This is a genomic window from Seongchinamella sediminis, from assembly GCF_003457605.1.
Taxonomy (GTDB): domain Bacteria; phylum Pseudomonadota; class Gammaproteobacteria; order Pseudomonadales; family Halieaceae; genus Halioglobus; species Halioglobus sediminis.
Genome location: NZ_QRAN01000015.1, coordinates 66321 through 80292, shown reverse-complemented (window position 1 = coordinate 80292; position 13972 = coordinate 66321). Strand labels below are relative to the sequence as shown.

The 13972-nt window shown below is 51.4% G+C and carries 13 protein-coding genes and 1 pseudogene; 10 read left to right on the top strand and 4 right to left on the bottom strand.

The genetic code is table 11. From position 1 onward, the window contains the following. Positions 1-33 precede the first annotated feature (33 nt). The 10 genes and pseudogenes from DWB85_RS13980 to DWB85_RS13935 all read left to right on the top strand — a co-directional run bounded on the left by DWB85_RS13980 (position 34) and on the right by DWB85_RS13935 (position 10428). Complete coding sequence (locus tag DWB85_RS13980) at positions 34-1332, top strand: oligosaccharide flippase family protein (protein ID WP_117955784.1); 1299 nt, start codon at positions 34-36, stop codon at positions 1330-1332. Continuing rightward, entirely contained in the window at positions 1332-2195 is an 864-nt protein-coding gene (locus DWB85_RS13975; RefSeq protein WP_117955781.1) for a sulfotransferase family protein, read from the top strand. The genes DWB85_RS13980 and DWB85_RS13975 overlap by 1 nt, the downstream gene beginning before the upstream one ends. A gap of 5 nt (positions 2196-2200) precedes the next feature. Then, positions 2201-3577, top strand: a complete 1377-nt coding sequence (locus DWB85_RS13970; RefSeq protein ID WP_117955779.1) for a hypothetical protein — start codon at positions 2201-2203, stop codon at positions 3575-3577. Positions 3578-3592: 15 nt separating this feature from the next. Beyond that, entirely contained in the window at positions 3593-4261 is a 669-nt protein-coding gene (locus DWB85_RS13965; protein WP_117955777.1) for a PIG-L deacetylase family protein, read from the top strand. Then, the gene (locus tag DWB85_RS13960; RefSeq protein ID WP_117955774.1) at positions 4258-5496 is read left to right on the top strand and encodes a glycosyltransferase family 4 protein; all 1239 of its coding nucleotides are present in this window, start codon (positions 4258-4260) and stop codon (positions 5494-5496) included. The genes DWB85_RS13965 and DWB85_RS13960 overlap by 4 nt, the downstream gene beginning before the upstream one ends. Then, a pseudogene (locus DWB85_RS19980) lies at positions 5483-5749 on the top strand (sulfotransferase); the annotation flags it as partial. The gene DWB85_RS13960 and the pseudogene DWB85_RS19980, both read left to right, overlap by 14 nt. Continuing rightward, a complete protein-coding gene (locus DWB85_RS13950) occupies positions 5700-6506 on the top strand; it encodes a sulfotransferase family protein (RefSeq protein WP_117955880.1) in 807 nt (268 codons plus the stop codon). The pseudogene DWB85_RS19980 and the gene DWB85_RS13950, both read left to right, overlap by 50 nt. A 169-nt stretch (positions 6507-6675) precedes the next feature. Then, positions 6676-7524: a sulfotransferase family protein gene (locus tag DWB85_RS13945; RefSeq protein ID WP_205422746.1), complete on the top strand. Its 849-nt coding sequence runs from the start codon at positions 6676-6678 to the stop codon at positions 7522-7524. Next, positions 7521-8621, top strand: a complete 1101-nt coding sequence (locus DWB85_RS13940; RefSeq protein WP_205422745.1) for a DUF1972 domain-containing protein — start codon at positions 7521-7523, stop codon at positions 8619-8621. The genes DWB85_RS13945 and DWB85_RS13940 overlap by 4 nt, the downstream gene beginning before the upstream one ends. Before the next feature lie 70 nt (positions 8622-8691). Then, complete coding sequence (locus DWB85_RS13935) at positions 8692-10428, top strand: hypothetical protein (RefSeq protein WP_133300624.1); 1737 nt, start codon at positions 8692-8694, stop codon at positions 10426-10428. A gap of 222 nt (positions 10429-10650) precedes the next feature. Here the strand turns inward: DWB85_RS13935 and DWB85_RS13930 are convergent, their stop codons facing one another. From DWB85_RS13930 to rsmA, 4 genes are all read right to left on the bottom strand, one after another. Continuing rightward, positions 10651-11649 carry a hypothetical protein gene (locus DWB85_RS13930; RefSeq protein WP_117955764.1) on the bottom strand — a complete coding sequence of 333 codons (999 nt, stop codon included), beginning with the start codon at positions 11647-11649 and terminating at the stop codon, positions 10651-10653. Positions 11650-11929: 280 nt separating this feature from the next. Further along, the gene (locus tag DWB85_RS13925) at positions 11930-12754 is read right to left on the bottom strand and encodes a symmetrical bis(5'-nucleosyl)-tetraphosphatase (RefSeq protein ID WP_117955761.1); all 825 of its coding nucleotides are present in this window, start codon (positions 12752-12754) and stop codon (positions 11930-11932) included. A 4-nt stretch (positions 12755-12758) separates the two neighbouring features. Next, entirely contained in the window at positions 12759-13172 is a 414-nt protein-coding gene (gene apaG / locus DWB85_RS13920) for a Co2+/Mg2+ efflux protein ApaG (protein ID WP_162846132.1), read from the bottom strand. After that, positions 13165-13959 carry a 16S rRNA (adenine(1518)-N(6)/adenine(1519)-N(6))-dimethyltransferase RsmA gene (gene rsmA, locus DWB85_RS13915; RefSeq protein WP_117955758.1) on the bottom strand — a complete coding sequence of 265 codons (795 nt, stop codon included), beginning with the start codon at positions 13957-13959 and terminating at the stop codon, positions 13165-13167. The genes apaG and rsmA overlap by 8 nt, the downstream gene beginning before the upstream one ends. Positions 13960-13972 lie beyond the last annotated feature (13 nt).

The following is a 13972-nucleotide window of genomic DNA, read 5'->3' as shown; positions in this document are numbered from 1 at the left end:
CTTTCGGCAGTGACTAGCGTAAAGTAGGGATGAATGCCTAATACGCATTTCTTTGAGGTATTTAGGGGCGCGTCACTCGCATTTGTATTGCGCGGCATAGGCGCGGGCTTGGCTTTTGCGCTGAATGTCGTGATCGGTCGCCTGCTCGGGGCCGAGGGTGCAGGCCTCTATTTCCTTGCCCTGTCAGTGGTCACCATAGGCGCCGTCGTCTCCAAACTCGGCCTTGACAACACGCTTTTGCGTTTCGTCGCCTTGGGGGCGAACAGCGGGGACTGGAACAAGGTATTAGGCGTATTCCGTATGGGTATGTGGCTGGCAGCGGCCACCAGCCTAGCGGCGGCGAGCGCGGTATTTGCCCTTGCCCCCTGGATTGCTGACCATGTCTTCGGGGAGCCTTTGCTCACCTCCACGCTTTGGGCTATGAGCGCAGGTATCTTCACCCTCGTTACGATGACCTTGCTAGCAGAGAGCCTCAAGGGCCTCAAGCGCATCGGTAACTCGATGCTGGTCTCGGGCATGCTGTATCCCGCTATCTCGCTAACGTTGATTTGGCCATTGGTGAACCACTTTGGTGCGCCAGGTGCGGCGATGGCCTATGTGCTTGGCACTGGTGCCGCCGCGGCGATCGGCTGGGCGATGTGGCGCGGCAACGTGGCCAACGTCGAGGCTAACTCGCCATGGTTCGAGCGCGCTACGCTGTGGCAAAGCTGTCTACCGCTCTGGGCCATATCGATCATAAACCGCGGTATACTTCCATGGACACCGCTGTTACTGCTGGGCATATGGGGAACGGCGGATGAGGTCGGGATCTTTGGCGCGGCCACGCGAGTGGCCATGCTGGTGACTTTCTTTCTGACAGCCGTTAACACGGTAATCGCGCCGAAATTCGCGGAGTTGCACGCGCATGGAGAGCTCGAGATGCTGGGCAACCTGGCCCGTCACTTTGTCCTTCTGACAACGCTGGCCGCAAGTCCGCTATTTGTATTGCTGATTTTTACGGGGGATTGGGTGATGGGGCTTTTTGGTCCGGAGTTCAGCAAGGGCGGCACGGCGCTGGCAATCTTGGCAGCGGGACAGGCGGTGAACGTGATGACAGGATCGGTAGTGTATCTGCTGATCATGACGGGTCATGAGCAAGACGTCCGTAACGCAGCGATCTTATCGATGTTGCTGATGATAGCTTGTGCAGTATTGCTGATACCTCAGAATGGCGTAATAGGCGCCTCGATCTCTAGTGCAGTTGCCGTTGCTGCTACGAACATCTACGCAAGCTTTATGGTGTATGTAAGGCTTGGCGTGCTTATTATTGCGCCGGGTCAAGGGAAACCCTGATGTCATTGGTAAACAAAACTTTGATCATCGGTGGTCAGCCGAAAGCAGGAACATCTTCTCTGTTCCACTGGTTGTCGCAACACCCCGGAATAGAACCATCTCGAGTCAAAGAGGTTCGATTCTTTCTTGACGAAAAGTATCCGCTTCCGAGTGGGGCTCGGTACAACGGGCAGAATGGGCGCGAATATCTGAGTTTTTTCAGAAACCCCACCTCAGATAAGACGCTACTCGATGCCACTCCCGACTACCTATATTGCAAGAACGCATCGAACATCTCTGCTGTTTTGCCCAATTCAAGAATTGTTTTTATCGTTAGAGATCCTGTAGAGAGAACCGTTTCCTGGTACAAGTTTGCAGCGCAGATTGGGCGACTCGAAAAAGGTATGACGTTCGAGGACTATGTGGAATATCAGCTATCGAATGCGGTCACCGAACGAACACCAATACACCTTCGAGCATTAGAGCAAAACCGGGTTGGAGAATATTTGCCTATCTTTAAGAGGTGTTTCGCAGGACGATACTTGGTAAAGGATTTTTCCGATATTAGAAACGATCCAAGGGGGACTATCCAGGAAATCTGTGCCTTTTCAGGTCTTGATCCAAAATTTTACGATGCTTTCGACTTTGCTCCCCGAAATGTTTCTACTGGGGAGCGGGCGGGCAGAAGCTCTCGTGTTTATTACCGTGCTCGTGCCGCGTTCAATTATCTTGTCAAGCCTTCACCGCGGCTAATTTCTATTGTGCGGCCCATTGGGGTTGCAACGAAACGCGCGCTGGTACGCAGTGAGCGCATTGAGAGTTTCGAAGTTCCACCCGCGCTGGCTCAACGTATCATGTCGCACGCTCATTCCAATAGCAGCTAGAAGTCGTGAGAATAGCAATCGAGCGGGGCCTTTTATTAATCGCACTTCTAGTTGCGACGGGCTCAGCATCCCTCTCCATATTTTCACTAGTGCCTGATCACGCTGTCCTAGATATGCTCTTCTTCGCAGTGCTGTTAGTTGTCTTTATTTTTCTTTTTTTAAAGTTAGAGGCTCCTTTTTATAGCCCCTTGTTTCTGTTCCCGTACGTCTACGTATTTATTTTCTTGGTAGGCTTGTTTGCATTCGAGATTATCTATGGTCGCGCGCCAGCGTCAGAAGTCGCAATACATGTTGTCACCGGATTCTTAGGCCTTTCGATTGGCATCCTCGTAGGTCAATATGGATGTGCTCCGATGATAAAGAGGCGTTTTCAGTCACTCAAAAGCTCCCCGAATGTAAAACTGTTATATGGATTGGCGTTTGTTGGATTTATGGCGTTCTTTATGATGATCGGAATCAAGGGCGTTCCAATCCTCGCTCACGACATTGATCAAGCTAAAGTGGGTTTCTATTCCGGGTTGGGCCATCTAAATGTGGTGTATGGCCTCGTGCCGATTACAGCAATTGCGATCTTAGCCGACGGGATAATTAGGGGTGATAAACGTCGCGTTCAAATTGCCCATATAATTTTTCTGCTCTCACTTTTGACTATGGCAGTGATCGGCTTCCGTAGTTTACTCATTAAAAACTTAATTTCTTACGTCGTGTTTCTGGGTCTTTTTCAGAGGCTGAAACTCTCCAACTATACTGTCGGCTTCTACGGTATTCTATTAATTGCGGTTGCGTCTTGGTTCGGCGCTTATCGAAGAGGGAATGAAGGGTTTCATGGGGTTTTGAATGAACTAGGGATAACGATTGGCGCGAGAACCAAAGCAGCTGAGCTGATTTCCATAAACTTGGATGGCGCTAGAAGCATCGACTTTAGCTACTTTGGCGACTTCCAGAAGTTATTGCCCGGCAAGCAGATAGGTCAAAATGTAGATTTGAAGAATTCGATTTACCACAACGCTGATGCGATGCCAGAACTCGCGGGCATCAATCCATCAATCGTCGGGGAGGCATTGTTGGCGGGCGGTCCGTCGATGGTGTTATTCGCACCGCTAATTATCGGTCTAAGTGTGGCTGTTCTGTACAGCTTTGCGATCAAGCGTTTGTCCAATTTGTTTTGGCCTATTTTATATGCGGTTGTGGTGAGTGATTTGCTTGGCGCTCTTGCATCGGGTATTGCAACCCGGCTGCCAGGGTTGGCTATTAAATTCTGCTCTGTTCTGATAGTTGTTTTCATTTATCGATTACGCTTTACGTTTTCCGGGCGAGGTGCTGGAAATTATGCATGCAACATCACCATTGAAAGCCACTCAATGGAGCGGCGTAAACAGTGATGGCTGGTAGAAGCTATGGACTTTCTTTTTGGATCAAAAATATTAGTAATAGCTCCGCACAACGACGACGAATTAATTGGCTGCTGGTTTCTTATGCAACGGCTTGTGGGCAATGCTCATATTCGTATTGTCGTTGTAACTATTCATGACGACGACCAAACACTGACTGCAAAACGGCAGGAGGAGACAAGAACCGCACTGGCTCGGATCGGTATTTCGGAGATTGAGTATTGGGGATTTTCAGACGGGCGTGTTAATGGGAATACTCCGCAGCTGAGAGATCATATGAGTAAGGAAGTCGCAAACCATGACTTCGTGTTTGCTCCCGCACCAAACGACCTAACTCCAGACCATAAAGCAATTGCACAAGTCGCGGTTGAATTAGTAGGAGCGGAGAGGTTAGTTTGGTATCGCAGCACATGGTGGACGTTCACCGCGAGAGGCGCGGATTTCGTCGTCAAAGGCAAATTTTCAGAGAAAAGGGCTGCACTTAGCTGTTTCAAGACCCAGAGTCATATCGGGCTTCTGCGTGGCTTGATAATGTCGGTGTTTGAAGAGCTCTTAGCTTCAGGTAGATTTTGCGCTGTCGAGAGATTTAAGTTCGCATGTAAGAATGATCTCGCAACCGCTCCTCTAAATTCAATTTCTATTCGTCACATGCCAAGACTGATTTTCTGGCGATGAAGATATTGCACATTAACAATTATCATTATCCTCGCGGCGGGAGTGACCGTTATTTTCTGGACGTATCGCGTGGCCTCTCAGAAAGAGGCCATGATGTACGCACGCTAGCCCCAGTAGATCCACGCGACACAGATACAGATATGAGGGTTGAGGTAGCGCTTAGACCTTTGTCCACTTCCGCACGCCCGACTGCCCCGGACATTGCTCGCTTCCTCTACAACACTGAGGCAAGGGATGTGGTGCGTCTAGTCATTTCAACGTACCAACCCGACATTGTGCATCTGCATATTTACTACGGACAGCTAACAACGTCTATCTTAAGCCCCGTCATAGAATCCGGCATTCCGATCGTTCAGACTCTTCATGAGTACAAGCTGGTCTGCCCGGCGCAAACCATGCTCCGTGATCAGATTATTTGTACTGACTGCAAAAATGGTCATTATTGGAATGCTGTTAAGCACAAGTGTAATCGCGGGAGTCTTCTGCGCTCGGCTTTGTCCACGACCGAACAGTTTCTTTCTGAGTATTACGGCGCAAGAAGGCATATTGACCGGTTTCTGACGGTAAGCGATTTCCAGACACACCAGCTTCTTTCCATGGGTGTTGATCGGGCGAAGGTGATTCGGCTCTATAATTTCACGCACGAGGTTGAGGGGCCCTCAAACAGCGCCGGGGATTACTTTCTTTACGTGGGGCGTATAGCAAGCGGTAAGGGCATTGGGACTCTAATTCAAGCGTACCGGCTTTATCGTTCCAGCCAGGGTACTTCAGCTATCAATTTGCTGATTGCAGGCGAAGGAGATGCTGAAGGTGAGATGAGAATGATCGCAGATAAGGCTGGAGTCTCAGACAGTGTGACATGGTTGGGGCGGCAGAGTGGGGATGCGCTTGGGCACCTGTACCTCAATTGTAGAGCTTTGATCAATCCTTCCGAGTTAAATGAAACTTTCGGTTTGAACAATCTTGAGGCGATGGCGCATGGTCGCCCGGTTATTTGCACGGATCGAGGGGCGTTTCCCGAAGTAGTCAGAGATGGTATAGACGGCTTCACTTACAAAGTGGGTGACGTTGATGAGCTTGCTGCCAGGATGTATGAGCTCACTCCCGAACGCTCGCTTGAGATGGGTGCCGCGGGATATGGGCGTGTAAGGAACGATTTCTCTAAGAACTTGCATCTTTCCAAATTGGAGGAAATATACGCTGACGTCTGCGGTAGGATTCGTGCCGAACACTGATCCCATTGTCTTCATTGTGGGTAATAGTCGTAGTGGTACGACTATGTTGGGCCGAATACTGGGACTAAATAGCAAAGTATACACGTTCGGCGAGCTCCACTTTTTCGAGGAATTAGTAGGCCTTGAGGAGTTTTCAAACAACCGAAATTGGCCCCATTCCCAAGCATTGTACATATTGGAGCAACTTCTCACGCGCTCGAGGCATGGCCTTTTTGCAGAGTATTCACAAGGCTGTTATGAGCGAGATGCTCAAAAGATCATTGAGAGCGCGGCCAGCCTCAAACCAGCGAAACTTTACCGTGCCTTCTTGTCACAGGAAATACTACGAAAAAAATCGGCTGATAGCTTGCGAGCAGACGCCGCGATATTTGTTCGCCACCAGGGAAATACTTCGAGCGTATCCCGATGCGAGAATCATAAATATGACACGTGATCCGCGAGACGTGTTGCTTTCACAGCGTTCGAAGTGGAAGCGACGGTTTCTTGGCGGTAGCAGTATCCCGGTAGGTGAAGCGATAAGGGCCTGGTGCAATTATCATCCTTGGCTTGTCAGCCGCTTATGGAAAAGTTGCGTCGAATACGCTGATGCTATTGACGATAGGCGTTTTATGTCACTTCGCTTTGAGGACCTGCTTGCGAAGCCAGAACGGGAGATAAAAAAAATCTGCAGATTTATCGGCATTGAATTCGAAAGTAATATGCTGAAAGTGCCTCAGATGGGCTCGTCGTCGGGGGACGATTCTCCGAACAAAAAGGGTATCGATACGGGGCGCGCCGAGGTATGGAGAATTCGTAGGATACGGCGAAGCGAGCGCTTGCTCTGCGAATGGATATGTAAGGACCAAATGGCGAATCTTAATTATGTCGACTATTTGAATGATGGCCGCTTTTCGCCCTCGCTAATTCTTCCATTGATGATATTACCTGTGAAGGTTGTGCTCGCACTTCCACTGAACGTAAGACGTTTTCCAAAACTTGCACATTCGCTCAAGCGTCGTTTTTACGACTAGATAAGGCAAACCCGTGGTCGCCCAAGTTGACAGATCATACATCAGGGCACGTCCCTCACGGCTTTGGAGTCGCCTACTTGCCTATTTATTCTTCGAGGGTAGGCCCCTCACTACTCGTGGGCAATGGCTAAATCCGCTTATCTTTTTTCTGTTCGAGCTACAAAAGCGCATGCCGATTCTGCGTACGCCCAGTTCGCCAGTTTTCATACTTGGTACCGGACGCTCTGGGACGACGATTCTAGGTATAGTATTGTCGATGAATAAAGACGTCGGTTTTTTAAACGAGCCTAAGGCGATATGGGCCGCATTACGAGATGACGAGGACCTCATCGGTAGTTACCATCGGGATGCGGCGCGCTATCGCCTAGGCGCGGTCGATGTTTCTCCAGAGCTAAAGAGCGCAGCTCATCGCATTTATGGTTCCTATCTGCGATTTTCCATGACCAGGCGGATTGTGGATAAATATCCGGAGCTAATTTTTCGCGTGCCGTTCGTCCGCAAGATTTTTCCCGACGCTAAATTCATTTTTCTCTCCCGCAATGGATGGGACACCTGCTGCTCGATCGATGACTGGTCTACAAGGTTGGGAACGCAGGTTGATGACCAGAACCATGACTGGTGGGGCGTTAACCGACGTAAATGGAACTTGCTTGTGAATCAGATCATTCCGGAGCATGCTGATCTCTCTCCGCATGTCGGAATGTTGCGCGACCTCAAGGATCAAAAGTTGATGGCTGCGACTGAGTGGATTGTAACAATGCGCGAGGGCATGCGCCTTCTCGAAAGCTACCCTGACGATGTAATGCATGTCCATTACGAGTCTTTGTGTGACCGCCCGGCCACAGTGTGCAAACAGATTGCCGAGTTTGCCGGGCTTACTAATGATGCAGTATTCCTCGAATATGCGGAGAAGGTCCTGATAAAGCCTGAGCGCAAGGCAGAATTTGACCTCCCCCCAGCATTGCAGACCCCGTTTCGCGCTACGATCGGCGCACTTGCAGAGCTCGGGGACGAATGACCTCCATGCCGAAATGGAGCATCCTTGGTACTGTCGGCGTGCCAGGAAGTTACGGTGGATTTGAGACGCTTGCTGAAAACCTAGTGCACTTTCACGCCAGCCATGACCTAAAAGCAGCGCTGAGTGTCTATTGTTCTTCCAAGGTGCTTAGTAAGCGATACACAAAGTTCAGGCATGCCAACCTAAGATATGTCAGTCTCGACGCAAATGGGCCCCAGTCCGTTCCCTACGACATCCTGTCTTTGCTCGATGCGGTGCTGCGTCGTACTGATGTGATCCTTTTGCTTGGAGTCTCTGGTGCACTAGCTCTTCCTCTGGTTCGAGCAATTTCGAGATGTCGGATCGTGACGAACATTGACGGGATAGAATGGAAGCGCGGTAAATGGCCAAGAACTGTCCGCGTAATACTGCGACTGTCAGAGCGCGCAGCGGTCCGGTGGTCTCACACGGTGGTGGCCGATAACACAGCGATTGCCGACTATGTGCGGCAATCCTATGGACGAGAGTGCACAGTCATCCCATATGGTGGGGATCACGCTTTAATTGCGTCACCGGCAGCGATACCCGGATTGAAGCTGCCTGAAAGCTATGCGCTGGCGCTTTGTCGGATAGAACCTGAGAACAACATCGCTATGATTCTGGACGCATTCGCCAGAACGCCAAACAAGCCGCTCGTTTTCGTCGGAAATTGGGATAAGAGTGATTATGGGCGCGCTCTGCGCAGGCAATATTCGGCCGCGCCTAATCTGCATCTACTAGATCCAGTTTATAGTCCCCAGCATCTCCGTTGGCTTCGAGATAGAGCTAGCGCCTATATTCACGGGCATTCTGCAGGGGGAACAAATCCTTCGCTCGTGGAAATGATGCATTTCGGAGTTCCAGTATTTGCACATGGGTGTAGTTTTAACCGTATTACAACCGAGAATAAAGCTAGATATTTTATGACAGCCAGCGAATTGAAGGTCGCAGTTGAGGCAATGAATTGCGAGCTCAGTAAGGATATAGGGGCTTCAATGCGGGAAATTGCCATTCGGCGTTATCGATGGGAGCTGATAGGAAGTGAATATTTTCGGCTGTTCGAAAATGTGTTGGAGTAATAAGTAGTTGATATCTCCATATTTGGTTGGGGGAAAGTGGTGAGTTTGGGAGGTTTCTAAGTTGATCTATGTGGCTCTAATTTCCAATCTCGCGCTACCTTGGATTCTCTCGTATCTGTTGGTGATCTCTCCAGAAGCCAGGAAGATACATGGTGTTACTACTGTGGCATTCGGGGCATTGCTTGTTATCTTCCATATCCTACTTGGTTATGTCATAGCAACGGCAGCACTGATTTCTTCAGAAACTTTGAAAATAGTCATTTACTATATAAATACATCGCTTTGTGTCATCGCTCTTCTGGCACTGGGTGCATTTTTTGTATGGGGAAGAAGTACAAGACCATATCTTTCGCCAAACTTTGTATTGGTCTCGATTCTATTTGCCTCGTTGCTGTTTCTATTTTTATATGAATGGAGCGGACTTCCCGCGCAAGGCTGGGATTCGCTAGATAGTTGGCTCGTTCATGCCTTCAACATTGCGGCTCAACTGGAAGATACACACAGTAATGCATATTTCTATGAACAGCGGCACCCGTTAACAATTTCGGCCCTCATGGCGCTCTCGGGGTTGTGGACTGCATACACTGGCGATGGTGCTGCATCAAATTGGCTCGGAGTGATTCCGTATGTATCACTGGCAGTAATCTGCCTTGGTTATGCCAGGTTTCACAGAGTGGACTACAAGCTTCAAGGGATAACGATCCTTATGTTGTTGTCGACTCCACTGGCTATAAACCACTGGCTCTTATTCGGGTACGCAGATCTCTGGCTGGCGGCAGCGATAGTTGCATCGGTGGCTCTCTCGTCACTTTATCTGAAATCAGGTAGCTGGAAGGTGCTTGTTCTGACCTTGGTTAGCCTGCTTGCTCTGATGTTAGTCAAGAACATTGGGGTGATTTTTTCTGCCACGATATTTGCGGTTGCTGGAATTGCCTATTTCCGCAAAAACATACCGTTCATAAAAGTTTTCTTTGCTGCTTTAGTTGGCATAGTAGCACTAGTATTCTCCATTGATTCAGGATCACCTAAAGTTGACTCGGTGTTCTCTGTCCGCTTCAACGAAGAGTCACTAAATTTTACCAAGAGGGGCTGTACAAAAGCCGCGTTCAATGAAAAATTTCTAATTGATATTCACCCAGTTGACAGTTCAAACCTAAAGACTTCTAGGTGGGTTCAAGCCAGATACCCAGGCAGAGACTTCCGAACGTTGAAACTGTCTCCTGACGATGTGCACATAGAAAGCGTGAGTTGCAGTTTTGCTGTAGCAATAGAGGGATATAAGCCTAAAACCATTAGGGTAGGGCAACTATCTAATTCGAACCACCCGAGTTGGATGGCAATTCTCTTGCCGGGCGCCGCCTACTACGAGGTCCCGATGTTGGGCATAAGTTTCCAGATCGGAGAAAACGTAGTAGTAGGCGCGATAGGTAGATATATGATCCTGGATATCAACTCACCGCTCGATGTATTTGCTAATGCCAAAACAGCATTCCTAGATAATGCGAGCTACTCGATCTTCTTCTCGGTGTTAGTGCTGGTAACAATATTATCTATAAGCAGGGGTGTACAATTTTTTTCCGTCGAGGGTTTTGTTCTGACTGTGGTCTGGTCGTTGATCCTTCTGTTGCTCACTGTGCAAGTGTTTGTTGCAGATTTCTATAGTACATCTCTTCCTCAAAACGATACCCGATATAGCCGTTTTATGTTGTGGTTTCCGGCTCTGGTATGTTTGGCACTCTATGAGCCGAAGCTGTTCGGCAGTCATGGAGAGTTACCAATAGTTCCTAAAAATTCGATAGATAACTAGTTCACGATGTTCTTCCCTGATGTACCTTTTGTGGTTTGAATGTTGTGGTTAGCAGTTGGCGGTGCTAAACAGAATCCTTGGCCACCTGCACAACGACGGGTGTGTTACTTCTCCGGTTAACAGGATTGCTTATTGCAGCCAGGAAGAGGCAACGGTATTTTGAGCGCACAAGTCACTTTGTGCGAAAAATAAATGTGGTAATCCCCCGATTTATAGCCGGACTCAAAAGTAGGGAAGCAAATCCGCCCTACAGTCATCCGGAAACCGAGCGCAGCGTATAGGGTTATTTCTTATACGTTCTTCCAGCGGTAAACCACTATAGCGCTGGTGGGTGTCTCTAAGTTGCTCGATGCGCCACTGCCAGCGCAGAAAGTCGCCCATCGCCCAGCACAGTGCGATGATGACCAAAACGGTTCTGGCTGTCGAAATATTCCCCAGCCATTTTCTGGCAGGGCTGAACCTCAATAACACCAGTGCCACCGCCGATGTTATAACAAGCAGATTAAGCACCAGATTGGGGAATACCATCCCGTTTGCGTGAATGCCCCTCACTATATTGTTGGAGTAACCCTGCCACAATGGAGGGTTGGTCCAGTCTTCAAAAATCTGTCGTGTTACCGCGCCAGCAGACATAGGCAATAGCTCCAGGCTTTCGAGTTTGATGGGAACGTCATTGTTGTTCGAAAATCCGAGCGCCGGTCCATCGAAAAAAGCCACCACAAGCTCCACTACCTTCCCCTTGTAGTTCTCTCCGCCATAGACCATGGCAACCTGGGTAACGCCATCGCCAGTTCTATTCAGGGGCAGTGAGTACAGCTCCTCTGGATCACTCGCCAGGCGCCAGAAGATGTAGGCATTGGTGAACCGTGTCAGCCCCTCCAGGTTTATCTGAATAAAGGGGTAATCCTCGGCGTCAAACCGTCTTTTAACGCCAATTGCCGCCCGATCGCCTTTAAGCTCCTGGATGATAGCCGAGTCACCAGATACCCCACCCTTGCCGGGAAAAACAGGGCGAAATTGCCTGCCAGGGATGATTACCGTTTTGGCGTCAGTGGCACGGAATCGTTCAAATTCCGGGTGGAAGTCGAAAAACCAGAGGCTGTAAACGACGGTTAGCAAGGTGGTGGCAATGCCAAGGGCGATTAATGCCTGCTTGAGGGCAAGCAACCACAATGCTTTGTTGTCGATCTCGGTTTCCGGGCGTCGGCTAGTTGCAGTCATTGGTCGGTTTCAGGGTGCCTTGGTACCGAGAAGCATTATTGGAAGGCGCAGTGGCCTATTCAAAATCCCGGTGGGTAAGCTGAAGTATAAGGGCTATTAACCGCCTGTCGAGAGAGGCGTTTGCTTTTACGACGGCGGTCTTACTTAGAGGCTGCCAGGATGTCCGTACTGAGCACCCTCTCTCTACCAATGGGCTGCCCAGGCGGCTTTGGCAGGCCGAGATCAAAGGGAATCGTCCGGGGAACGAGTTTGCGCCCGGAAAGCAGGCCAGTGGCGGATCTTATTTCAGACATTTACCGTTGCTGCATTGGCAGCGGTTCCACTGCTGTGTCTCCAGGCAGTACAGCGACATGGCGCCCCCCCAGACGCAGCCGGTATCGAGGCCGATGGCGTTGGGGCTGTCGGTGCGCCCCTCCAGCGAGGCCCAGTGGCCGAAGATGATTTTGTCGTCCCGGGTCTTGCGGTTGGGGTGACTGAACCAGGCAGACACCTTCTTGCCGTTGCAGGGCGGTTCGGGGCCCTTGCTAACGAGGTCCAGCCAGCCCTCGCTGGTGCAGTAACGCATGCGGGTGAGGTAGTTGGTGATGACGCGCAGACGTTCCATGCCCTTCAGGTCAGCGGACCAGACCGCGGGCTCGTTGCCGTACATCTGGCGGAAAAACTCGGTGCACTGTTCACTCTGCAGCACCGCCTCCACCTCCCCGGCCAGCTTGATTGCTTTCTTGACCGACCACTGGGGTGGAATGCCGGCGTGGACCAGGGTGTGGTCGTGCTCGTGGTGGATCAGGGGCTGGTGTAACAACCAGTTCAGCAGTTCCTCGCGGTCCGGGGCCGCCAGGATTTTGTCCAGGGTGTCGCTGCTGGTGGGCTGGCGCACGCCGGCGGCTACCGCCAGCAAATGCAGGTCGTGATTGCCCAGCACCATCACCAGGCTGTCCCGCATATTGTAAAGAAAACGCAGGGTTTTCAGGCACTTGGGGCCGCGGTTTACAATATCGCCGGTGGACCAAAGTACATCCCTGGCGGGGTCGAAGTCGACCTGCCTGAGCAGGCACTTCAGGGGTTGCAGGCAGCCCTGGATGTCGCCGACAGCGTAGGTGGCCATGAGATCAGTTCAGGGCCGTGGGGGTGTGCAGGGTGAAAGCGGGAATAGGTACCTCGAACTGCGGCAGTTCTGCCGGGTCCACAGCCATCGGCTCCCTGACCACCATGAAGTAGCTGCCCCCCATATAACCCACCGGCGTTGCCAGGGTAGCGCCGCTGGTATAGCGGAAAGAGGAATCGGGCTGGATGATGGGCTGTTCGCCCACCACGCCCTCGCCCCTGACCTCCTGGACTTCATTGTTGGCGTCAGTAATCAGCCAGTGCCGTGACAGCAACTGCACCGGCAGGTCGCCGGCGTTGCTCACGGTGATGGTGTAGGCAAAGGTGTAGTGCCGGTCCTCGGGGTTGGAGTGGCTGGGCAGGTAAGTGGTGACCACACTGACCCCAACCAGGGCGGGATTGAATTCGGGCTTATTCATTGATGGCGTTGGCGATCTCGATGAACTGACTCAGTTGCAGGGTTTCCGCGCGGCAGCCCGGGTCGATACCCAGCGACTCCAGCGCCTCCCCCTCTATAAATCCTTTGAGGTTGTTGCGCAAGGTTTTGCGGCGCTGGGCAAAGGCCGCCTGGACGACCCGGCGCAATTGTCCCTCCTGGCACTGTGCCCAGGGCAACTCCTTCCTGGGGGTGAGCCGGACAATGGCAGACTGCACTTTGGGCGGCGGATTGAAGGCCGACGGCGCAACGTCAAACAGGTGTTCCACCGCGCAGTGGTACTGGGCCATGATGCCCAGCCGGCCCCAGGCTTTGCTGCCGGGCTCTGCCGCCAGCCGCTCCACTACTTCCAGTTGCAGCATGAAGTGCATGTCCTCGATGAGGGCGGCGTTCTCCAGCAGCTTGAAAATGAGCGGGGTTGATATGTTGTAGGGCAGGTTGCCGACCACGCGCAGGGGCTTGCCATCCGTCGCCAGGGCGGCGAAATCGAATTTGAGGGCGTCCGCGCTGTGCAGCTTGAACCCGGGGTAGATGCTGAACGCCGCCAGCAGCCCCGCCACCAGGTCCCGGTCCAGTTCGATGACATCCAGCCGGCAGCCGGTGGGGGCGAGTATCTCGGTGAGGGCACCCTGGCCGGGGCCGATTTCCACCAGGTGGTCCTGCTCCTCTGCCCCAATGGCATCGGCAATACGGCCGATAACGCTATGATCGGTCAGGAAGTTCTGGCCGAAGCGTTTGCGGGGGATGTGGGTGCCGGGTCTTTTTGCCATAGGCGCATTGTAC